Source organism: Corallococcus praedator (genome assembly GCF_003612125.1).
GTDB lineage: Bacteria > Myxococcota > Myxococcia > Myxococcales > Myxococcaceae > Corallococcus > Corallococcus praedator.
This window is the reverse complement of sequence record NZ_RAWI01000115.1, coordinates 1-23,953: the sequence shown is the minus strand read 5'-3', so window position 1 is coordinate 23,953 and position 23,953 is coordinate 1. Positions and strand designations below refer to the sequence as shown.

Sequence of the window (23,953 nt, the reverse complement as noted above, 5' to 3'; positions counted from 1 at the left end):
CCTAGAGTTCGTCGGCAGCGTCAGATGTGTATAGGAGACAGCGGTGCAGGAGGGGCAGGTGGACAAGGCCTTCTTCGACGAGGCCGTGAAGCTCGGGCGCGCCGAGCGGTCGCGGCCGTTCGCGTCCATCTATGGGCTCCACATCCTGGAGGCGCTGGAGGATGCGCGGACGGTGGTGCCCACGTTCGAGGAGAGTCGCAGCCGGCTTGAAGCGGAGGCGCGCCAGGAGGCACAGGTGCAGCTTGCCCGTGAATTGCGCGAGACGATCACGGTGACGACCCACCCCGAGCGGCTGGGCGTGGACGGGGGGCCGCAGTCATGAGCCGTTGTTGGATGCTTTGGGGGTTGGTGCTGGCGCTCGCGGGCTGTGGGCTCGGGGCGGACGAACACGCGACCACCCGCGCGCCAGCGCAACCGCGTCAGGTCGCCGCCGCACTGGTCACGTCGGACGTCACGCCGCCGGCCATCTCCGTGAGCGCGGCCCAGGGTGAAGCCCGGGGCCCGCCGTTCGCGGTGACGTGGACCGTCACCGACGAGAACGCGACCACCGTCGAGGCCTGGCTGGACGGTGTTCCCGCTTCCAGCGGTGTCTCCGTCACCCAGGCCGGTCGCCATGTCCTCTCCGTCCGGGCGACGGACGCGATGGGCCTCTCGTCATTGGTGACGCGTGGCTTCAGCGTGGATGTTTCACCTCCGGTCGTGACGTTCACGGGTGTCATGGAGAGCCAGATCCTCCATGCAAGTGCCGTCACCATCGGCTGGACGATCTCGGACGACAGCGCGCTCACGGTGGTCCAGGTGAGCTGCGACCTCCAGATGTCCACTGACGCCACCGGGTCGATGGTGGTGTCCGGCAACGGGGTCCACTACTTCAGCGTGCGGGCGGTGGATGCGGCGGGGCGGGAGACCTTCAAGTCCATCCAGTTCTTCCTGGACAGCACTCCGCCTGTCGTCTCGGTCTTCCGGAACGAAGGGTCACTGGTTCCCCTGGAGCCTGACTACGCGTCCCGGGCCCCCCTGTTCATCGTCTGGTACGGCGAGGACCTCAGTGCGTTCACTTCGGAGGCCTGGCTGGACGGCGTGCCAGTGGCACCGACAGGGTTTGTGTATGTGACGGGAGAGGGCTGGCACACCCTGCGTTTCCTGGTGACGGATGTGGGGGGCTTGTCAACGACCGTCATCCGGCGCATCCGCATCGACCTGAACCCGCCCGTGGTCTCGGTGTCGGGCGTTCCGGCGCTCACCCGGGACGCCACCATCACCCCGGTCTTCAGCGCCACGGATGACGGACCCGGTGAGGTCGTCCTCGCCGCGTACCTCGACGGTGTCATCGAAGTGCAGAGCGGGCAGCCGCTCGCGGTCACGGAAGGACACCACCTCCTCACCGTCACCGCCTGGGACGAGGCCCTCAACCCGACGACGGAGACGATTGCCTTCGACGTCGACCGCACACCGCCCGCCATCAGCTTCATGGGCGCAGGCCAGGGGGAGGTGCGCCAGACAGGCTTCACTCCCACGTACGTCGTCGTGGACGCGCACCCCGGCCTTTCGAATGCCGTGCTGGACGGAGAGCCTTTCGAGAACGGAGCCAGCGTCACCGAAGAAGGCGCCCACATCCTGTGGGTCCACGCCGAGGACGCCCTGGGCAACGTGGCTCCCACGGGGGCGCTGTCCTTCGTGGTGGACCGCACGCCGCCGGTCGTCACCCGCGTGTCGCCGCAGGACGGTGACCACGTCACGACGGACGATGTCGAGGTCGTGCTCCAGGTGGAGGACAACCTCACCGCGGTCACGGTGAAGGCAGGCGCCACTGAATTCCTCCAGGGCACGGATGGGTCCTATCGCGCCACCCTCGCGCTCGCGGTGGGACAGAACCTGCTCCAGGTGACCGCGACGGACCAGGGCGGCAACGTCACGACCCATCCGGTGATCGTCCACCGCGATGGGGATGAACCTGACGCGGGGACGCAAGACGCAGGCGTGGACGCAGGGACGCCCGATGCAGGCGCTGACGCAGGCACTCCAGATGCGGGCGTGGACGCGGGCACTCCGCCGCGTGACGCGGGCTCCGGCTCCACGACGGACGCGGGCTCCATCCCTGGCACGGACGCAGGGCCGGTGGCCAACCGTGACGCGGGCTCCGAGCCCAATGATCCCGCGCCGATGCTCGTGGTGGAGGCACCCACGGACCAGGATGTCTTCGGGGACAAGCCCTTCGTGGTGTCCGGTCGCGTGGAGGGTGGGAAGCTCCCGCTGAAGGTCACGGTCGCTGGCACCAGCCTGCCCGTGAACGGGCGCGACTTCACTGGCGCGCTCACGCTCGAAGGGGAGGGCGAACGCCGACTCCAGTTCGAGGTGACGGATGCGCTCGGGCGCACGGCCACCGCGCAGCGCACGGTGGTGCTGGACCGCTCGGCGCCGGTCATCGTCTTCACCAACCCCCCAGGCAACCCGTCGAGCGCGGTCGTCGCGTCGTCGCCGTACCAGCTCCGGGGCACCGTCTACGAACCGCACCTGGTGCGGCTGACCGTGGACGGAACTCCGGCGCAGCTCGTGGCCGACGAGTTCAGCTTCCCCATTACGCTCGACGACGCACCGGACGCGGGGACGCTGGTGCGTGTCGTCGCGCAGGACCTGTTGGGCCACACGACGACCCGGGATCTGGAACTCAAGGCGCTGAACTCGTGGCCCCGGGTCCACATCGAAACACCGCTCAATGGCAGCGAGGCCGCCGACAAGTCCATCCCCGTGCGCGTGAGGGTCACCAGCAGCCGTGACCTGGAGAAGGTCCTCATCGGGACGGCGCTCGCGACCCCGACGCCGGGGGATCCATCCCTCTACGAGACGACGATGGGGCTGGCCTTCGGCGAGAACACCATCACGGCCGTCGCCACGGACGTCGACGGCCTGAGTGGTTCGCACTCCATCGTGGTGAACTACCGCGATCCCGCCAGCGAGCCGCTCGCGGTGTCGGGCATCTCACCGCAGCCCGGAGCGGTGGAGGTGGAGCCGAACGCGCTGGTCAGCGTGTCCTTCAACAAGCCCATCAACCCCGCCACCCTGGACCAGCACTTCACGGTGACGGTGGAGGGCGGCAGCGCGGCCCTGGCCGGAGGCTTCTCCGTGGCCCCGGGTGAGCAGACCGTGTCCTTCATCGCCGATGAGCCGTTGCCCGTGGGCACGCGGCTGCGGGTGCGGGTGGCGGACGTGGTTCCCGCGCAACATCCGGACGCGGGCATGGTCGGGTCGTTCCACAGCGACTTCCAGATCCGCAAGCCCCTGACGCGCGTGCGCGGCACGGTGACGGACACGGACTTCCGCCCCCTGTCGGGCGTGAGGGTGACGCTGGAGGACGTGGATCGCTCGGTCGTCACCGGGTCCGACGGCAACTGGACGCTGTTCGCCCCTCGTGGAGGGGCGATGGTGGTGCGCTTCGAGGGGGGCCTCACCTCGGATGGACGCACGCTGCCCTCGCTGCGTCGCCGGCTCGTCGTCACCGAGGGCGGTGACACGGTGGACGCGACGCTGCCGCTGACGCCGGTGGACCTGTCCTCGGCGCAGGGGGTGGATGCGCTGGTGGCCACGACGCTCACCTTCGCGGATCGCCATCCCGGCCTGTCGGTGGACGTGGCCCCGAGGAGCCTGTCCTTCGCGGATGGACGCACGCACGGCGTCGTCACCGCGACCCAGGTGCCCCTGCACGCCGTGCCGCTGCCCCTGGAAGGCCGTGCCGCGCTCGCGGGCCTCTGGCAACTGGGGCCCGCGGGCCTGCGTCTGAACACCGCGGTGACGGTGCGCCTGCCCAACCTCACGGACATGAAGGAGGGAAGCTGGGCGCTGCTGCTCGCCCACGACCCGCGCCGACACGTCCTGGAGCGCGTGGGCTTCGGCCGCGTGGTCGGCAAGACAATCGTCTCCACGCAGGATCTCCAGCTGCCCTCGTTGGAGTTGCTGGGGTACATGCCGCTGACGGAGGCACAAGGCGATGCCGTGGCCCTGGCCCTGGGGATGGTCTCGCCGACGGACGGCGGGACGGGCATGCGCACGGACCCGGACTCCAGGCTCGGGCCGACCCCGACGCTGAAGCAGCTCCTGGAGCTCTTTGCCCCGGGCAAGGCGTACGCCCAGCTTGGGGGCGTGTACTACGGGGGCTACTCGGCGCTGGACACCCTGTTGAACAACACGGTGCCCGGAGCGGTGACAGGCCAGGTGCGCGCGCCGCTGGAGCGGCAGCTCGCGTTGGAGCTGCGCAAGCCGGAGTCGACGGCCCTCGGAACGACGCGGCAGGTGGCGCTGCCGTACGCGCTGCCGCTCGATCTCTCCGCGCGCTTCGAGTCCGCCGACCCGTATGACGTAACGAACCCGGAGTCGGTGCAGCTCTTCGTGACGGCGACAGGTCCGTCCGGCGAGGTGCTGACCCCGCTGGAGGGAGAGTCCTGGCTGTCGCAGGGCGAAGGCGAGGCTGCGCTCACTCCCCACATCCCGGTGCCTGTGGGAGGCACGACCCAGCTGACCCTCACGGCGCAGTCGCGCACGAACGTGCGCGTCATGAAGCTGGAGGCGGAGCTCCAGCCCGACGGTGACGCGGGGGTACCGGGCGAGGACGGAGGCATGGTGCCCGCGGCGCGGCTGACGTTGCGCAAGACGCAGGACACCTTCAACGAAGCGGATGACGAGGCGGTGCACAGCCCCGTGCGCTTCAAGGGCCTGCGGGTGACGGTGACGGGACCGGAGAGCGGGCTCGCGGGGGTGACGGGGGACACGGGCGGCTACGGCATCCCGGTGGTGTCGCTGGGCGGAGAGTCCATGGGCATCTCCTGCACGGAGGTGCCCACGGGCCCCCGGCTGGTGGAGCGCCTGGGCTTTGACGGCGTGGTGCACTACGAGCCCACCATCAACCAGTACCCGGTGTGCTCGCAGACGTACACGGTCTCTCCGGGACGTTCGACGCGCGCGGACATCCTGGTGGACGTCCGGATGCTCTACGGCTCGCTGACGTTCGTGGACCGGCACGGTCAGCCGCTGGAAGGCACGTGTTCGGAAGAGCAGTCGCCTCTGGACGAGGATGCCGGGAGCGGGGAGTACCTCCGCATCGCCGCGAAGGACGTGGCGTCGACGGAGGTGCACTTCTTCCGGGAAGACGACCTGAGCATTCCCATCGCCACGTTCACCACCGGCAAGCCGAACGGCCCCGCGTGTGATGCGTCAACGGGGCAGTTGGAGCCGAACCAGCCGCACGGCTCCTATGCGCGCGTGCGCACCGGACCCGCGGCGAACATCCGCCGCGTGGCGCGCGAGCGTTGCCGCGAACTGGAGCGGGCGGACGGAGGTCTGAGCGACGCGGATCAGGGCTACTACCAGGCCAACTGCGTGGACAACCGGACCAACTACCTGCGGCTGAACCCGGGGGAGCGGCTGGTGGTCTTCGCGGTGAACCACGCGACGGGCTACGCGGGCATGTCCTCCGTGACGGTGCCGACGGTGAACCGCATCGACCGGCTGCCGGACGGGCGCTGTGCGTTGGACGACGGCCAGGAGCCGCTGAAGGTCAACGAGTACGGCCAGGAGCTGACGCTGTCGCGCTGCACGCGGGCGGAGCTGGGCATCCCCGCGGACGTGAAGCTGTTCCCGCCGGAGCTGGATGTGCGCGTGGCGCGTCGCGCGGAGGCCGAGGGCCTGCCCGTGGCGCAGCGCGCGAGCCTCATCCGCCACGGTGGCGCGGCGACGACGCGTGACGACTTCGTCCAGGTGTCCACGCACTGGCGGGTGCGTCAGGTGGGCGAGCCCGTGACGGACGCGGGAACCGAACCGCCGCCTGTCGAGAGTCCGGCGGACGGCGGCTTCGACGAGGCGGCGTGGTGCGCGGACGCGGGGTTGTTGCCGGACGCGGGCTCGTGCGCGCCGGGCATCATCCAGGACCGGGGCACGCCGGGTGTGGCGTTGGAGGTCTTCTGTTCGGAGCTGCCGGAAGGGGCCACGCAGCGTGCGCAGGGGCTGTGTGCCCAGGGGACGCCGCGCGTGGTGGACGTGCCGGCGGGGGTGCCGCCGCTGGCGGGCCGCCTGGTGCGCGTGACGGGCACGGCGGTGGAGGTGCCGGCCGTGGTGATCTTCCCGGTGAAGCCGGGACGCCACACGGCCACGGTGCAGACCGCGCTGACGTACCTGGATGATTCGGGGCGCAAGGTGACGGTGAGTTCGCTGCCCAAGGCGAACTACTACCTGCACGTGGTGGGCTACCCCGTGCTGGCGCACGACACCAACCAGAACGACCTGCTGGATCCGTCCGAGCAGGATCCGAAGCCGCCGGACTTCGTGGACGAGACCCGGGACGACGGTGGGGTGGGGCCGTCGCTGGCCGTGAGCTTGAAGAACATCTACCGGGCCCGCGAGTCGGACGGGACGGCGATGGAGCGCTACGACCGGGCGCGGGAGCACGAGTTCCGCGTGCTGGCGCTGGGCACGGGGCAGGTGATGGCGTCCACGGGGGACACGCTGTCCGACGGTGGCACGGCCTGGCGCGTCCTGGACGGAAGCACGCCGGGCGCCACCGATGATGACCTCGCCTACGACTTCCTCCTGTCGCAGGTCACCGAACCGGATGCGGCGCAGCGGGCGGACGTGCCGGTCGGCGACTACACGCTGCGGCTGGGCACGGACGACTACGGCATCGAGTGCCCGGTCCACCTCGACAAGGAGAAGAAGCAGATCAGCGGAACCTGCGCGGGGGAGTACTTGGCGGAGGTGCTGTCCGCAGCGGACATCCTGTACTTCGAGCTGTTCCTGAGCGGGAACGCGGACAACGTCCTCTACCGCTTCAACTTCTACGGCATCGCGCCCCGGACCGACTACGTGACGGCGAGCAGCCGGGACACGCTGGAGAAGTCCCTGGCCGCGCCGGTGTCGGGAGGGTCGGGGCCCGCGGGCACTCCTGTCGTGGCCGAGACGGATCGTCCCATCTCACAGAAGGCCATCGTCTACTTCGCGGTGGATCCGGACGATGTGCCCGCGACGGTGCGCATCTGCGAGGGCCAGGACTGCACCGGGACGAAGCTCCTGAAGAGGGCGAAGCTCAAGAAGCAGGGGGGCTCGCTGCCCTTCGAGATCACCGACGAGGAGGGGCGCGCGGGCAGACTGGTGGAACTGGCGAAGCCCGGGGCCAATGGGGCCCGGCGCTTCTCGCTCACGCTCCCCAACGATCTGGGCTCGATGCAGGACGCCGCCCGGAAGGGCAATGCGCTGCTGCTCAAGGTCCAGCCGGATCCCAGCTTCTTCGGGCTGTTCAACCGCGATGAACGCGTGACCGCCCTGGGCGAACCCCTGGGGCGTTACGCGCTCGTGAACGCCTTCGCGGCGGGGCAGACGAAGGTGCAGGGCGTCAACCTCGCGGGCGGACATCTGGCGTTGTCACACGAGGACTTTTCGATTCCCCAGTTCGGGGAGCAGGTCCGCTTCGTGCGCACCTTCAACAACCAGAGCAGTGTCGTCACGCCGCAGGGCTTGGGTTGGACGCACAACTACGAAGGGTTCGTCTTCGAGGAGGAGGTGGGCCGCTACACCGTGGTCCTGGGTGGTCAGTCGTATGACTTCCCGAAATGCGGGCTGGTGAGCGTGGAACAGCGCACGGCCACCAACTGTCTGCCGGACAAGACCCACGGCGGGAGCTTGAGTGCCGGTCTGAGCACCGCGCCGGACGGCACGCCCGCGGTCGAATTCACGACCCGCGACGGCATGGTCTACCTGTTCGAGCGACTCTCCACCGTGAGCGGGGAGGATGGGCGCAGACGGTGGATGCTGACGCGGTACTCGGAAGGCCACGGAGACCCGGCCAATCCTCAGGAGGGCTGGACGCACATCCTCTATGCCGGTGATTCGGACCGGGTCGAGCGCGTGGAACGGCGACCGGGCAATCTCGTTGTCGTCTTCACCTATGAGGCCATCCTGCCCGAGCAGTCCCTGAAGCAGCCTCCCGACTTTACGGTGAGCCGCTTCGCTGAACGACTGCGGCTCAAGGCAAGGACCGAGGACCTGCAGCTCCTGTCGATGGTGGGAATCTTCTTCCGGCAGGACGCGCTGGAGGATCCTCTGGCTCTCGATAAGACCAAGGCGCTGTATCGGGTCGAGTTCAAGCACGACGCCCAGGGCAACCTGCTTCGGGCGGAGCGTCCCACCGGGTTCCCCAGGCAGGCGTGGGCCTATACATATGCACCGCCTCCCGCAGGCACTACGGGCTACGCGCGGTGGCGGTTGACCAATGAGTTGACGACGGCCCGATACCAACTCACTGCCCATCCCATCCCCGTGCCGTCCCCGGGAGCGGTGCTTCCCTTCTTCGACCAGTGGGTGGCCACCTATGAGCGCTCTGGTAATTCAAAGACCTACGCGCACGTCGATCCCGCGGAGATCGTGGACTCCGTCGTCACGTCGGGTCTGGGACCTGCTGCGCTCACGATTTCCTATGACAGTGAGTTCCAGCGCGAGGTGGTGCGTCCCGACGGGGTGCCAATCACCTATGTCCTGAACGGGTACGGGAGTGTCGAACGCCAGACGGTGCTCGGCCTGCCGGAACAGGTGACGGACTGGATGTCGACCCAGATATCCCCGGACAAGGTCACGCTCTCCAACAAGGCCGTGCTCGACTACGCGGTGGACCCCGCGCATCGCCTGGAACGTGTGACGCTCGAGGCGCTTCCTCAGGAGGGAGCCCTGGCGACGGCTGGCATCCAGCCGAACACGCCGCTGGTGGATCAGCAGTACACCGGCACGGCCAGCCAGACCTTCGGTGTTCCCAGTGTTCGCACGACGCCGGGCAAGAATGGCACCCGGAGCGTGCACACCACGCTGACCTCACAGGGCGATCTCGAGCGAGTCACCGTCTATGGGGCGGGCAACGAGAAGGTCTATGAGACCGGCGACCGGAAATATGACAGCGAGGGCAAGGGCGTCCTGGAGTCCGAGGTCGACGCCCTCCAGCAGAACATTGTCTACAGCGATCCCAGTGCCCTGGGACTCCCACAGATTGTAGAGCTGACCCATCCCAATCCCAGCGGCAAGGCGCTGGCGAAGGTGACACGGCGGCTCGGTTACGATCGGGTTGGAAACGTCATCAGCTCGCACGACGACGAGACCGGCGCGGATGAGGAGTGGGAGTACGACAGCCTGCGGCGGCTCCTGCGACACAAGATCAAGGGAACGCCGGATCAGGAGTGGCACTACAGCTACGAGCCGGGCGACCGGAGCGTCACCTACGGCGAAGCGCTGGCAGGCGTGGACCACCTGCGCACGGTCAAGTCCCAGGAAGTCCTCATCGGCAGCGAGGCGGGACTCCACGTCACGGAAACGCTGCGCTATGGCCCGCGGGTGGACGAGCACTGGTCGGAAGCCGTCCGCACCACCACCTTCCGTAACGGTCGCCAGGAGTCCTCGACGGATGCGTTGGGCGTCAAGCGGTCCTACGCCTACGACACCTCAGGACGGATGACCGGGGTCACCGTCACGGATCCAGGGTCGACGTCGGGGCCGGTCGCCGGGACGGAGGAGGTCCGTTACGAGGAACTCGACTCCAATGGCAACCCTCGCCGCGTCATCGACCAGAACGGGCTCGTGACGCAGCTCTGGTACGACTACTTCGGCCGCCCGGTGCGCTGGGACTACACCGGGACGACCTCGACGGCCGTGCCACGTGAGACCGAGGAGGTTCAGCGAGACTTCACGGGCGCGGTCGTATCGCGGTCCTTCGGGGGCCTCGCGATACCCCATGTGCTGAACCTGACGCCGGATGCGCTCGGGCGAACGCGGGTCTCCCAAAGCGCGGGCTCTCCCGGAGGCGTACACGACACATACCTGTACGACGCCATGGGTCGCGTCGTGGATCACTACGACATCATCACCGGGACCACCGAGACCTTCGCGTACGACGACGTGTTGGGCCGGCTGACGAGCTACACCCGGACGACCCTCGCCGGACCAGGCTCCACGGCGCAGTTCCTGGAAGAGGAGCACGAGTACCAGGACACTCCGACGGCCGGGCGTCGGAAGGTCATCATCACACGCAGGATTTCATCCCCCACCGTCTCGGGCGGGCGACAGGAGCGCTTCGAGCAGGAGGTGGACCTGGCGGGGAAGGTGATGAAGTCCATCGACTTGGTGGATGGGGTTCAGGCCGTCACCCAGTACACGTACGACGCGCGTGGCAGCGTGAAGACAATCACGACGCCACTCGGTGAGGTGACCACCTTCACTTACGACACCGCGGGCAATCTCCTGAAGAAGGAGGAGCCTGGGGATGCGTCGGCCCCAGCGGCCGTGACCGAGTTCGAGGTGAACGGCGAGGGGCGGGTGGTGCTCCGCAAAGGGCCGCGCACGGCCGACAAGTGGACGTATGGCTACGACGCGTTCGGACAGCTCACCTCACGCACGCTGGTGGGGACGAACTCCAACGAGACCTGGTCGTATGCCTACGGGCTGCAAGGCTCTCCGGGCTCGGATGGGACGGTGCCGGACCGCGCGGCGCGGGAGACGGACCCGCTGGGGCATGAGGTCTACCGGTTCTTCAACGCACACCAACAACTGCTCAAGGAAGTGCGTGAAGAGGGCGCTGCGACAGGCAATGTCCTGACGCAGGTGTATGCCTATGACGGCCCCTGGCTGCGCAAGGTCGTGACGACCGAATCCACCACGGGGGGAGGTGCGACGGGCACTCCGTGGAAGTCCACCGTGGAGCGGCAGGAGATCGACGACCGGGGACGGACGCTGAAGGCGCGGGAGCACTGGGAGCAGGGGACGCAGTCGTACGAATACGTCACCCTGTCTCCGTGGAATGGCCGTTCCGTGGACGTCGAGCAGAAGGGGACCACGTCCACCGCCACGGTGCGGGACCAGCTCTTCACCCTGGAACTGGACGGACTGGGCAATACGGTGAAGCGCACCCAGGCGGGGTTGGTGGATGCGTGGGAATTCGACGCGGACGGCAACATGGTGTCGGCGACTCCGGCGGGAGGGCCGAAGACGACGTATGCCTATGAACAGGGGCGCCTCACCTCCTCGTCGCTGGGGAGCGAGGAGACAGGCCTCACCTATCGACTGGACGGTCTCGTCTCGAAGGTGACGCAGCCGACGGGTCGCGCGGTGGATTTCGGCTATGCGGCGCGGGGGCTCCTGAAGAGCGAGAAGTATGGCTCTGGCTCGGAGATCACGGAGACCACGTACACCTATGACGCTGGGGGCTACCTCGCCTCCCGGACCGTGGGTGCCGGAACCTCCGATGCGAAGCAGTGGCTGTACGACCACGGGCCGATGGGGGAATTGCTCACGGTGACGATGCCGGGGCAGGGCATCTTCACCTATGGCTACGACGCGCTTCGGCAACTCAAGAGCATCCGTGAGCCGGGCGCGACCCTCGCGGTGGAGTCCTTCGAGTACGACTACCTGGGCCGGCAGAAGTCCCGCACGCGGGGTGGCTCGAAGTGGAACACGGCCTGGACGCAGGGCGTCGCGACGCTGACGGGCCCGGGGGGCGTGGAGGCGGATACGGTGGTTTCGGTGCAGGACGGCCGGGGCCGTACCGCTTCGCGGCTCTTCCAACCGGGTACCTTGACCCTCGGCCAGCAGGACCTCATCCAGGTCACGTATGCCTTTGACGGCCAGGATGGACTGGTGCGGGCACGGGAGCAGCGGAACAGTGGAGAGGTCGTCAACACCTTCGAGTTCGACGGTCGCCACCGGCTGACGAAGGTCAGCCGCGGCAACGATGCGGTGTCCTACGCATACTGGGCGGACCGCGACCTCGTGAAGCGCCAGGCGTCCCGGCGAGGCTCGGAGCCCGAGCGCGCGATGGAGTTCGACTACGACACCTTGTCGCGTCCCAAGGAGATCCGGACGTACGACGACGACGAGGACCCGACGCTCCGGTCCACGCGAGGCATCTCCTTCGAAGCGGGTGGCGAGCGGTTGTCGCGGATCGAAGACGACGGGACCCTCGGGCACACGTCGGAGCGGTATTGCTACGACGGGCGGGGCTGGTTGACCTCCATTCGCGGCACGCTCCGGACGGACACGGTGGACTGTGGCCAGTCCTCGGCGATGCCGCCAGTGACCTTGTTCGAGTACGAATACGACGGGCGTGGCAACCGGTTGACGGAGAGCTTCCGTGGCAACGCCACGGGTTCGGTGACGGTGGCGACCGCGTATGGGTACGACGGCGCGGATCGACTCACGGGCGTGAGGTATCCGGATACCAGGGGTGTGTTGTACCGGCTGGCACCTGACGGGTTGAGGCTCGGCGAGAAGCGCGTGAACTCCCTTGCGATGGGAGTCCCGCTGAATGAGCAGGGCTATGATCTGGTGGCCTCACCGCAGACGGATTGGGAGTACCGCTACGACGCCGCGGGCGTCCTGAAGCGCATCGAGGATCCGCAGGGCCTGGTGACGGAGTTCACCACGGACAAGTCGGGGCGGGTGACCTCGGAGACGCCCCAGGGTGGCGCGGCCACGACGTATGCCTGGGATGCGGCCGGCAGGCTTGCGCAGGTCTCGATGCCTACCCCCGTTGCCGGAGGTGGCACTGGGACGAAGACGGTGAAGTATCGCTACGGCTTCGACGGCTTGCGCCGCTCCCGGCAGGTGGGGACCGACACCCCGACGGAGTACCTGTGGGGGGCGGAGGGACTGGCGGAGGAGCGGACGGGGACGACCCGGCTGTTCTACGAGCAGCTGGGAGGCCTGACGGTGTCCGCGGGAGGCGAGCGGATCCTGCATGACGGCTTGGGCAGTACCGCGGCGCGCATGACGTCCGGCGGGCTGGAGTCATTCCGCTACGACGCCTGGGGCGGTTATCAGGGCACGGACAAGCCGGAATCCGGCGAGCCGAGCACGGGCTTCACGGGCCATAGCTTCGACGCGGACACGGACCTGGTGTACGCGCAGCAGCGTTGGTACTCGCCCAGCCAGGGCCGGTTCCTGAGCATGGATCCGGCATCGGGGGATCCGTCCGAGCCAGGCAGCATGCAGCCCTGGCTGTACGCGAATGGAAACCCGACGGGCCGGGTGGATCCGGATGGAACGACGGCGGTGATGGCGGGAGGCTATTGCCCCGAGTCACCCGGAGGCCGTTGCCCCTTCTCCACGCGGATGTCGTTGATGGCCGACGACATTGGCACTGGCGCCGGGATGGCCTACGACGGCTACAAGGGCGCCGTGGGCAGGGCGGGCCATGGCGTCGAGTCGGCTGGCGACACGGTCGGTGATTGGGGCCTGTGGTTGGGAACCGACTGGGACGGCAACGTGTCGCCCGCGGGTTACACAACGGGTTTCATTGCCTCCACGGCCGTCAAATTCGTGGGCGGGATCCCTGTCGGTATCTTCGGAATCGGCCTGTTGCCGGAATGGGCCGCGGGTTCGTTCTCGGAGTATCAGAGCGGCAATCGACAGTTCATGCGGGGGGTGGAGCAGGGTCAGCTTGACACGGCGGCCCTGGGCGTTGGCCGGATGTCTGGTGTTGTTGGTGGGTGGGCTGGGATTGCCGCAGGCGGGCTCAGGCGCGGACCGTCCGTGGAGATCCTTCCTCCTGAAGCAGGCTTCAGGAGAAGCCTGCCTCCTGGTCAGCGTGCGCTACGCCCATCCGAGATGGTGATTGAGGGGACGGTCATCAGGCAGAGCATTGGACCGTCTGCAGGTGGCCAACGAGTGCTGCCAGCAGGTGAGGGCACGTTCAGTTCTGCCCGCCAGGCTTCAAGCCGCACCGTGCCTCTCGATGACCCCCTTATTGATAACAATATTCTGGCCCATTTCATGAAGGGGGATGTTGAAGCAATCGCCTTCATGGATCGGTATCGTGGCCTCTTGAGCATCGATAGGACTGTGGCGCGCGAGTTTATTCGTCCGACGCTGATCGGAATGTCTGGGCGGAGTCCTTTGGAACTCAAGCGTTTGATGAACGAGTACGGAATCCAACTTCTTCAGACGGCTTCTGAAGCTGAAGCCAGGGCCGTCATGGATGCGGCCAAACAGAAAAAACTGGTCAATGACCATTACATTGTTGCGACCGCGAAGAAGTATGGGATCCGATTCGCAACGGGAGACACACGTGCTCTTCGGTCTGCCATCATTAGCGGTGTTGACGTGAAGTACTTTAATTTTCACGAAACACAGAAAACCAGCTTTGATTTTCGCTATAAATCGACCATTGACATGTTGAAGTCGGAGAAGTTTGACGTTAGTCGATACATCGGCCCGTTGGATCCATGGTGAGGCAATGTTTGCTGATGATGGCCAGTTTCTGGCGCAATACGCCCCGGGAGGGCCGGAGGAGCAGTATTATTCAACCCTGTTGAGGGTCGTCAGGAGTGTGTCTTTTCCTGTGTCCGAGGCTGCGGGCTTTGCGCTGCTGAGATTTCTAGATGTGAATCGTGTTGAAATTGGTGATGTCAATACGCTTACTCATCCGGTAGGCGGTTCGGTTCAGGGTGATTCGGAGTTGGTGAGCCACGTCTTTGCCTCGATCTCCGATGAGGATTACTATTGGTATAATTTGTACTGGGCGATGGGGGTGGATGATTTTGATGAAAAGCTTATTCAGATGTGGAGAGATGGTTTCTCTCGTCATGGCAAGGTTACAGGGCCTCTTGGGAAGTGAGCGATTCGGGTCAGCCGGCTTGAAGGAGCATGGGAGGGCTGGCGCTGAAAGAGGAGCAACGCAGCGAGCTGGAAGCATGCTTCCGCACGACGGATGACCGACGTCTGTGTGAGAGGTGCCAAGCGGTGCTGATGACGTCCCGAGGGCGCTCCCAGGGGACGACGACACGCAACTTCCAGCGCTTCCTCGCCCGCTATCGGGCGGGGGCTTGAATGGGTTGACGCTTCAGTAGGCACCAAGCTACCGGCTGCCGTCCTACAGCCCTCAGCTTCAGCGTAACCGTCCGGCCAACGACGTGCCGCGAGGGATTGCCGGCGTAGCCAGAGGCGGCGGACGCTTCTGGGCATGGCGAAGCAGGTGGAGAAGCCGGAGTGGGCGCACGTCGCGGAAGCCTTCGAGGCCAGAGGGCAGACGCAGCGGGAGTTCGCGCTGGCGCGGGGCGTGAGGCTGAGCACGTTGCAGTCGTGGGTGTACCGGAGCCGGCGGGCCGAGGCGACGCGAGCCGAGCCGGTGCGACTGTTGCCGGTGCAGGTGGCGGCGGCGCCCTCGGCGGCGGAGTCGGTGCTGGAAGTAGTGACGGCGAGCGGAGCGCGGGTGCGCTTCGCGGTGGGCACCGACGTGGGGTACGTGGCCCGGCTCGTCGCCGCGCTGGGGCGGTGAGGCGGTGTTCGCGCTTCCTGCCTCGGTGCGCGTGGTGCTGGCCACGGAGCCGGTGGACATGCGCAAGTCCATCGACGGGCTCCTGGCGCTGGTGCGCACGTCCTGGGGCGAGGACGTCTACTCGGGGCACCTCTTCGCCTTCGTCTCCAGGCGGGGCGACCGCATCAAGGTGCTGACGTGGAGCCGAGGCGGCTTCGTGCTGCTGTACAAGCGGCTGGAGACGGGAAGATTCCGGCTGCCGCGCGTGGAGGCGGACGCGAAGGCGGTGCAACTGGACGCCACGCAGCTGGCGATGCTGCTGGACGGCATCGACGTGGCCGAGGTGAAGCGCCCGCCTGCCTGGGCGCCCCCCGGGCGTACAGGTAGCTGAAGACGTCACGTCGTGAATGCCCTACCCGGCGCGTCGTTAAGCGCGGGTGCCCAGAGTCCTTCCCCTCGACCATTTCTGCCCCTGGCGCGAGGAAGCCGAAGCGCTCGCGGCCGAGGTGGGCCGCATCGGCGGGGAACTGGACACCCTCAAGGGCCAGATGGCGGCCCTCCAGCGCCATGTCTTCGGTAAGAAGGCCGAGAAGCTTCCCTCCGTGGAGCAGCAGCTGCGGCAGCAAGCCGCGAGTCCCGAGGACGAAGCGGCGCGGGTGGCCGCGGCGCTTGAGAAACGCCGGGAGCGCGCGGCCCGGAAGGCCGAGGAGGCCCCCACGCGCGACGTGTGACACGCGGTGCCCCCCAATGCACGCCACTGTCCCGCGTGCGGCAGCGAGGACTTGAAGCCCCTGGGCGAGGGACGAAGGACGGAGGTGTACGAGTACGTGCCCGCCTTCTTCGAGCGCCAGGTGCACGTGCAGGAAGTCCTCGCGTGCGCCTGCGGCCAGGGCGTGGTGACGGCGCCCGCGCCCCGGAAGGTGGTGGACAAGGGCGAGTACGGCCCGGGCTTCCTGGCGCACGTGGTGGTTTCCAAATGCGCCGGCGCCATGCCCCTGCACCGGCTGGCGCAGCGGATTGAAGGAGCCAGTGTGCCCATGCATCGCAGCACGCTGACGGACCTCTTCCTTGTGGCTGCCTCGGTGGTGCGGCCCCTCTCTTCGCACCTCTTGCAAGGCATTGCGGCCGCTGAGGTGGTGTGGGCCGACGAGACGCCGCTTCGCGTGCTGGACGTGAAGAAGACGAAGCGGGGCTACCTCTGGACCTTCCTCACCCAGACGCCGAAGGGCGAGTGGCTCATCGGCTACCGCTTCAGCCTGGGGCGGGCCAGCACGACGCCCAAGGACGTGCTGGGCGGCACCCGGGGCGCCCTCGTGGTGGACGCCTACACGGGCTACAACGCGGTGACGCTGCCCGAAGGCCGCGTGCGCGTCGGCTGTTGGGCGCACGTGCGCCGCCGCTTCTTCGAGGCGCTGCCCACCGCGCCCGAAGCCCGTGAGGCCCTGGACTTCATCCTCGCCCTCTACCGCGTGGAAGCGCAGGCCCGCGCTGCGCGCGTCGTGCGCACCGACGCCCACCGTGAGCTGCGAATGCAGCACAGCGCCCCTGTCCTCGCCGCGCTGCGTGCATGGCTGGAGGAGAAGACGCCGCTCCACCTGCCCAAGGGGCCGCTGGGGCAGGCCCTCTCCTACGCCCGAAAACAGTGGGACGCCCTCACCCGATTCGTCTCCGACGCGCGCCTGCCCTTGGACAACAACCGCAGCGAGGGCGCGTTGAGAAAAGCCGCCCTGGGCAGGAAGAACTTCCTCTTCGTCGGCCACGAAGCCGCGGGGGAGAACCTCGCCGGCCTCTACGCCCTCGTCGCCACCTGCGAGGCCAACGGCGTCAATCCCGAGGACTACCTCGCCGACGTGTTGCTGCGCGTCCAGACGCACCCGAACGCCCGCATCGCGGAGCTGCTGCCGCACGAGTGGAAGCGACTGCGCTCCGCTGTCGCGGCCTGAAGCCTCGCGTTTCAATCGGTCGCGCCGCTCGTCAACGCACGCTTCCCGTCCGCCTTCAAGCGATCCGGCACGTCGTTGGCCGGACGGTTACGCTTCAACGCATCGAGCGACTGTGGTGGCCCCTACGCCAGCGGGCCACGCACACCCTTCTCTTCGACGTGATGACCGAGTTGCAACAGGCCCTGCGCTCGGGCCTGGGCTACTTCCGGACATGGCCTCATGTCGTCCTCAAGCTCTTCGGTTCGCTTTTGACAACGACCGGATTACCTGAGGCGTGAATCAGGCGTGAAGCCGGTGCGTCCTGGCCGTTCTCACCAGCGTATCAACCCGATCAGCAAATCAAATCGCACTGGGATGCCGGGTGGCACGCGCTACAGCACCAGACCGTTCCCGTCGCGCACGGTGGGCAGGGGCCACAGTCCATCGTACCGCCACAGTTATCCTGGGTGGGGCCGCAGTGCCCTGCACAACTGTTAACAGATGGAACGCAAGGAGGCGGTGAGCACTGATGGGTTTGTTCGTTGCAAGTCCGGCCGCTTGCGCAGGTTCCACAATTCAGCGTGCCTCCACAGTCGTCCGAAATGGTCCCGCAACTGGCGCCGTGCTCGTAGCAGCCCCCCGTGTAAGCACACCCCGTGTACAGTTCCGTCTGCTGCCGGGTGGGGGCTCCGCCATCCGTGGGGGTATCCCAACCACCGCTGACCAGGGATTGATCGATGTAGAAGAGGGACGCTTGCCCCGCGTGATGCTGGAGCTGGAGCGGAGGCTCGGTGTACCAGGTTCCATTCCGGTTGAATCGCTCCACCACCGTCGACGCTGTTCCCGTGGACGGATTCACGCCCCCCAGGACTCGCACGGCTCCATTGGATAGCTGCATCGCCTGATGATTGCGGCGAGGGATGGAAGGGCTGGTGCCGGTGATCCAGGTGCTGGTGTTGATCAGATATTGATAGGTCATTCCCACGGGACTGCCATTGACCCATGTCGAGCCCACGACCACTACCTCACCACCCACAAGGCCATCGCGAGCTCGCACGGTCGCGGTGTGTCCCGCGCCAATGATCCCTGGGCTGTCGCTGGTCCGGGCCCAGGTGTTGGTGCTGGGTGTATAGATCTCGTGCTGCAACCGATTGCCCAGCACCAGCACGCGCCCATCCGAAAGCAGGGTCGCGGAGTGCTCCGAATACGGGAAGGAGGGCGACGCAGCCGTTGTCCAGATGCCAGTCACCGGATCGAAGATCTCCGCGGACGCGAGCCCCTGTTCCGACGTGCTGTTGTTGCCGCCAACGACGAGCACCTTCCCGTTGTTCAGCGTTGTCGCGGTGTGGCGCACGCGCGGAATGCTCATTGGCGCCACGCTCGTCCAGGTGTTCTGGGTGAGGCTGTACAACTCCGCGCTGCGCCAATTCCCGCTGGAAGTCACTCCCCCCGTCACGAGGACGCGGTCGCTCGACAGGAGCGCTGCGGCATGGTCGTACCGGCCCTCATTCATCGACGCGATGTCCCTCCAGTGCGGGGTGGCGAGGTGGGCATAGATTTGCGCGAGGCGGATGCCTCCACTGGTCCCGTTCGTCGTTCCCCCGGCGATCAGGACCCGGTTGCCGCCTTGGACTGTATGGGTAAAACCACTTCGAGGCAGTGCCTCGGGCTGCAGAACGCTCAGAGCCGACTTCTGCTGGTCAAGCGTGCTCGCCTCGGGGCTGGAGACCTTCTTCGGCTCCTCCCGCGAGTTCGACGTACAGGCCAACATCCATGCCGCCATTACCACCGCGGCCACGCGCCCCCTCATCATCTGCAGCTCCAAGGTTTTCTCCGGGAGGGGCCGGATTGCATGCTCCTGGCCCCATGGCGTCCGTCACGGACCCGCCTCAGGCTACCAGACCCCTGCGAATGAATGACAACCACGGAGCGTGGCGGTAGGGCACGGGAATCGAACTCGCCAGGGACCGCTCTCGCGGCCCCTCATTGGTTTTGAAGACCAAGCCGGCCACCAGGTCCGGAGGCCCTACCGCTGGCGATTACCGCCGCTTGGACCGGGCCCCGTCAATCCACCTGATGGAGCCCACGGTTTCACTGACAGATGCCCGGGCAGTCCGCGCTCGCCCCGGGAGCGCACGTATCGGACGGATCATCCACGCAGCTCGTCTCCGACGAGCAACCGCCGAAGAGCCCGCCGCAACACCGGATGTAGCCCTGGGGCACGTCGCACGCGGTCGGGAAGCTCTCACACGTCCCCGTCGAGGAGCGTGCGAACGCCACCTCCTGCGGACAGAGGATCGGCTCTTCCTCGCCGTCCCCCGTGCACGCTCCAAGCCCCAACACCGCCACCGTCATCAGCCCCAGCTTCATCCAGGTTCGCATGGCGGACATCAGGGCAGGGCAGGGCGCTTCTAGTCCAGCCCCCGCTCCCACAGGTCGTCCTCATCCAGACCCATCAGGTGCCCGACCTCGTGCATCACCGTGATGCCAATCTGTTCGATCAGCTCCTCACGCGTGCGCGCGAAGCGCTCCAGGTTCTTCTGGTACAGCACGATGGACGCCGGGAAATGATCCGCCGCGTCCGTCACGCTGCGCTCGCCCACCGGCGTGCCCCGGAACACGCCCAGGATGCACGGCGACAGGGGCGGCTGCTGCCCCAGCAGGTCCTCGTCCGACGGCAGGTCCTCCACCGCCAGCGTGACGTTGTCCATGTACTGCTTCACCTGCGCGGGCAGGGCGCGCATCGCGTCCTCCACCGCCCGGTCGAACGCCGCCTCCTCCAGCGCCACCGGCGGCGGAAGCTCCTCGGGCGCCAGCACCTGCGCCCGGCCGAAGCGCTTCTTCGCCTCGCGCGCATCGCCCTTCCGCTCCGCGATGAGCCCCAGGTAGTGGTGCGCCCACGCCTCGTCCGGTGCGTCCTTCAGGACCCGTTCAAAGGATTCCTGCGCGGGGGCCAGGCGGCACAGCTCGAACAGCGCGATGCCTCGCTCCAACTGCGCGTCCGGCGAGCGCGGCATGTGCTCCAGCGCCGCGTCCAGGCTCTTCAGCGCGGCCTCGCACTCACCCAACTGGTTGAGGCCCAGACCCTCCAGGAGGAGGAACTCGTAGACGAGCTCCACGTCGTCGGCCTTCTGCGCCAGCTTCCGACCCCGGGCACACCACTCCAGACCTTCCTCCACCGCCTCCCGGTCCTCGCCCGTGCGGCAGACCAGGAACTCGGCCGCGCCGAAGAGGATCTCCAGGTCCTCCGGCGCCACCTTCAGGGCAGCCCCGTAGGCCCGGCCCGCGTCCTCCAGCCGACCCACCTCCACCAGCGCCGCAGCCCGGTAGTGCAGGGCTTCTGGTGACTCCGGGACGTCCTTGAGAAGGGCCTCGGCCCGGGAAAGCGCGGCTTCGAAGTCGGTGGCCTCGAAGGCGTCCGCCACCCGGTCCAGTCGCGCGTCCACGCCCTGTGCCTCCCCCTGCTTCGCCGTGCGCTTCATCATACGGCCGGGCAGCTAAGAAGCCGTGCTTCGCGTTGTCAACGACCGGCGTGGCTGTTACCTTCCAGCGCCCCGTTTTGCCCAAGTCCCCGTGAACATCCTGGTCGTAGACGACGATTACGAGCTGTGCACCATGCTCTCTCGCTACCTGGAGATGCATGGCTACACCGTGTTCTCGGCGTCGGACGCCCTGCAGGCGCTGGACATCATGGAGCGGCACCCCGTGGGGCTGGTCATCACCGACTACCTCATGCCCCACCTGGACGGCATCCACTTCACGGAGATGCTCAAGGCGGACCCCCGCTTCCAGTCCATCTCCGTCCTGATGATGACGGCCAGCAACGACGCCAACATCTCCGACCGGGGCCTGCGCAAGGGCGTGGCCATCACCCTGCAGAAGCCCCTGGACATGGGTCAGCTGCTGAACCTCGTGCGCTTCGCCGAGTAGTCCCCGGAAGGTCGCCCGTGCCCCCCGTCCGGGCGGGCTGGAAGGCGTCCGCGGGGCCACACGTTTGCCCCTTTCCGTTGACATCGTCGATGCGACCCTTATGTTGGCGCTCGACATGGCCGAGTGCTAACGGCCATCCCCATTCATAGAAATTCCCCAAGTATTATCGGAGGTTGCGATGGCAGCGAAGGAAATCTTCTTCCACCAGAACGCGCGTGATTCCATCCTGCGCGGCGTTAGGATCCTGGCGGATGCGGTCGCGGTGACGCTGGGGCCCAAGGGCCGCAACGTGGTCATCGAGAAGAGCTTCGGCTCGCCCACCATCACCAAGGACGGCGTCACCGTCGCCAAGGAGATCGATCTCGAGAACCGCTTCGAGAACATGGGCGCCCAGATGGTGAAGGAGGTCGCGTCCAAGACCTCCGACAAGGCGGGCGACGGCACCACGACGGCCACCGTGCTGGCGCGGGCCATCTACGAGGAGGGCCTGAAGCTGGTGGCCGCCGGCCACAGCCCCATGGACCTCAAGCGCGGCATCGACAAGGCCGTGGAGGTGGTGGTCGCCGAGCTGAAGAAGATGTCCAAGACGACCACGGACAAGCAGGCCATCGCGCAGGTGGGCACCATCTCCGCGAACGGGGATGAGACCATCGGCCAGACCATCGCGGACGCGATGGAGAAGGTCGGCAAGGAGGGCGTCATCACGGTCGAGGAGGCCAAGGGCCTTGAGACGACCCTGGACGTCGTCGAGGGCATGCAGTTCGACCGCGGGTACGTGTCTCCGTACTTCGTGACGAACCGCGACCGCATGGAGGTCGTCATGGACGACCCCTACATCCTCATCAGCGAGAAGAAGGTCTCGTCGATGCAGGACATGATCCCCGTGCTGGAGCAGGTCGCGCGCTCGGGCAAGCCGCTGCTCATCATCGCGGACGACATCGAGGGCGAGGCGCTGGCCACGCTCGTGGTGAACAAGATCCGCGGCGTGCTGAACGTGGCCGCGGTGAAGGCGCCGGGCTTCGGTGACCGCCGCAAGGAGATGCTCAAGGACATCGCCACGCTGACGGGCGGCATGGTGGTGAGCGAGGAGCTGGGTCACAAGTACGAGAACCTGAACCTCACGGACCTGGGCCGCGCCAAGCGCATCACGGTGGACAAGGACAACACCACCATCGTGGACGGCAGCGGGCAGAAGGCGGACATCGAGGGCCGCATCAAGCTCATCCGCACCCAGATTGAAACGGTCACCAGCGACTACGACCGCGAGAAGCTCCAGGAGCGGATGGCGAAGCTCGTGGGCGGCGTGGCGGTCATCAACGTCGGCGCGGCGACCGAAGTGGAGATGAAGGAGAAGAAGGCCCGCGTGGAGGACGCGCTGCACGCGACCCGCGCGGCCGTCGAGGAGGGCATCGTCCCCGGCGGCGGTGTCGCCTACATCCGCAGCCTCAAGGCGCTGGACGGCCTGAAGCTGGGCGGCGAGCTGGACTTCGGCGTGGAGATCATCCGCAAGGCCCTCACGGAGCCCCTGCGCAAGATCGCCAGCAACGCCGGCGTCGAGGGCGCGGTCGTCATCAACAAGGTCAAGGAAGGCACCGGCGCGTTCGGCTTCAACGCCCGCACGGAGACCTACGAGGACCTGGAGAAGGCGGGCGTCATCGACCCGACCAAGGTCGAGCGCACCGCGCTGCAGAACGCCGCCTCCGTGGCGTCCCTGCTGCTCACCACCGAGGCGATGATCGCCGAGCGCCCGAAGAAGAAGAGCAAGGGCGCTGTCGGTGGCTCCGGCGGCGGCATGCCGGACTACGGCGGCGACGACATGGACTACTGAGCCCCGCGCTCAGTCTGAGTCCCACGCGGGACGGGCCTTCCGGGGTCCGTCCTTCGTGAGCTTCCGGCCCCGTGGGCCTCGCGCGATGCGGGGCACCCGGGGCCGGTGCATTTTCAGGCCGCGGGCTTCTTGAACGCGAGCCCCAGCTCCCGGCTGAGCGCCGCGGTGTCGGAGAGCAGCTTGGGCAGACACGCGGCGGCCCCGGCGCGCAGGGACGCCAGCGCCGTCTCCATCGTGAGGTGCTCGGCCAGCACCACGAAGGGCGCGCCCTGGCTGAGCCCTCGGCCCAGCTCCAACGCCTTCTTCCCGTACGCCGGCGCGAAGTCCCACGACACCACCACGCCCACGGGCGGCTCCAGCGCCGCCACCTCCGAGCCCGTGATGATGCGCGCCTCCAGTCCCAGCAGGGCCAGGGCCTCCGAGATCTGCCGCGCGGTGGCGGGGTTGTCCTCCAGCACGTCCACCCGGCGAGTCGTGGGGCTGGCCACGGGGGCGGGCGCGGCCGGCGGTGCGTACAGGCCCTGGCGCAGGAGCGTTCGCACCTGGCGGATGTCGTCGAAGGGCTTGAGCAGGTAGTCCACCACGCCCAGTTGCAGCGCCTGCTGTGTCGTCACCAGCGACGGGTAGCCCGTCATCAGGATGACGCGCGAGGCGGGGTCGAGCCGCCGCGCGTGCTGGGCCAGCTCCAGGCCGGACAGGCCCGGCAGGTTCTTGTCCGTGACGATGAGGTCCACGGGGGTGGAGCGGAGCAGCTCCAGCGCGGCCTCGCCGGTGGCCGCTTCAATGACTTCGCACTCCTTGTCCATCAGGTCCTTGAAGACCATCCGGATGATGCCCTCGTCGTCCACCACCAGCAGGCGCTTCCTCTGGGGGAGTGGCGCGTCCGTGGCCAGCCACGTGAGCGACGCCAGCTCCGGCGCCTGCGGCAACATCACCTCCGCCATCTCCCGCAGGAAGGACGTCGTCAGCACGTAGCGCGCGCCGCAGTCCTGGGCGATGGCGCGC

At 67.3% G+C, this 23,953-nt stretch carries 11 protein-coding genes, 1 tRNA gene and 1 pseudogene; 8 read left to right on the top strand and 5 right to left on the bottom strand.

Going from position 1 to position 23,953, the window contains the following annotated elements; genetic code table 11:
• Positions 1 to 43 precede the first annotated feature (43 nt).
• From D7Y13_RS17015 to tnpC, 6 genes and pseudogenes are all read left to right on the top strand, one after another.
• Positions 44 to 322, top strand: a complete 279-nt coding sequence (locus D7Y13_RS17015; RefSeq protein WP_120630721.1) for a peptidylprolyl isomerase — start codon at positions 44 to 46, stop codon at positions 320 to 322.
• Between the two features lie 11 nt (positions 323 to 333).
• Entirely contained in the window at positions 334 to 14,244 is a 13,911-nt protein-coding gene (locus tag D7Y13_RS17010; protein ID WP_147444152.1) for an RHS repeat-associated core domain-containing protein, read from the top strand.
• Positions 14,245 to 14,248: 4 nt separating this feature from the next.
• On the top strand, positions 14,249 to 14,629 hold the full coding sequence (locus tag D7Y13_RS45235) for a hypothetical protein (protein WP_147444153.1): 381 nt from the start codon (positions 14,249 to 14,251) through the stop codon (positions 14,627 to 14,629).
• A gap of 345 nt (positions 14,630 to 14,974) precedes the next feature.
• Positions 14,975 to 15,289, top strand: coding sequence for an IS66 family insertion sequence element accessory protein TnpA (gene tnpA / locus D7Y13_RS17000; RefSeq protein WP_120582134.1), 315 nt, complete (start codon positions 14,975 to 14,977; stop codon positions 15,287 to 15,289).
• A gap of 4 nt (positions 15,290 to 15,293) precedes the next feature.
• Positions 15,294 to 15,659 carry an IS66 family insertion sequence element accessory protein TnpB gene (gene tnpB, locus D7Y13_RS16995; RefSeq protein ID WP_120582135.1) on the top strand — a complete coding sequence of 122 codons (366 nt, stop codon included), beginning with the start codon at positions 15,294 to 15,296 and terminating at the stop codon, positions 15,657 to 15,659.
• A 157-nt stretch (positions 15,660 to 15,816) separates the two neighbouring features.
• Positions 15,817 to 17,211 (top strand): annotated as a pseudogene (tnpC, locus tag D7Y13_RS16990) (IS66 family transposase).
• Positions 17,212 to 17,542: 331 nt separating this feature from the next.
• Here the strand turns inward: tnpC and D7Y13_RS16980 are convergent.
• The 4 genes from D7Y13_RS16980 to D7Y13_RS16965 form a co-directional block, all read right to left on the bottom strand.
• A complete protein-coding gene (locus D7Y13_RS16980) occupies positions 17,543 to 19,015 on the bottom strand; it encodes a Kelch repeat-containing protein (RefSeq protein WP_120582136.1) in 1,473 nt (490 codons plus the stop codon).
• A gap of 107 nt (positions 19,016 to 19,122) precedes the next feature.
• Positions 19,123 to 19,221: transfer RNA gene (locus D7Y13_RS16975), tRNA-Sec, on the bottom strand.
• A 60-nt stretch (positions 19,222 to 19,281) separates the two neighbouring features.
• Positions 19,282 to 19,572, bottom strand: coding sequence for a hypothetical protein (locus tag D7Y13_RS16970; protein ID WP_120582143.1), 291 nt, complete (start codon positions 19,570 to 19,572; stop codon positions 19,282 to 19,284).
• Positions 19,573 to 19,601: 29 nt separating this feature from the next.
• Positions 19,602 to 20,675, bottom strand: a complete 1,074-nt coding sequence (locus D7Y13_RS16965) for a metallopeptidase family protein (RefSeq protein ID WP_120582137.1) — start codon at positions 20,673 to 20,675, stop codon at positions 19,602 to 19,604.
• Positions 20,676 to 20,763: 88 nt separating this feature from the next.
• On the opposite strand from D7Y13_RS16965, the gene D7Y13_RS16960 reads away from it, so the two are divergent.
• On the top strand, positions 20,764 to 21,120 hold the full coding sequence (locus D7Y13_RS16960; RefSeq protein WP_120534978.1) for a response regulator: 357 nt from the start codon (positions 20,764 to 20,766) through the stop codon (positions 21,118 to 21,120).
• A 178-nt stretch (positions 21,121 to 21,298) separates the two neighbouring features.
• Complete coding sequence (gene groL, locus D7Y13_RS16955) at positions 21,299 to 22,948, top strand: chaperonin GroEL (protein ID WP_120534977.1); 1,650 nt, start codon at positions 21,299 to 21,301, stop codon at positions 22,946 to 22,948.
• Positions 22,949 to 23,061: 113 nt separating this feature from the next.
• Here the strand turns inward: groL and D7Y13_RS16950 are convergent.
• On the bottom strand, positions 23,062 to 23,953 hold an 892-nt coding region (locus D7Y13_RS16950), incomplete at its 5' end, for a response regulator transcription factor (protein WP_147452458.1).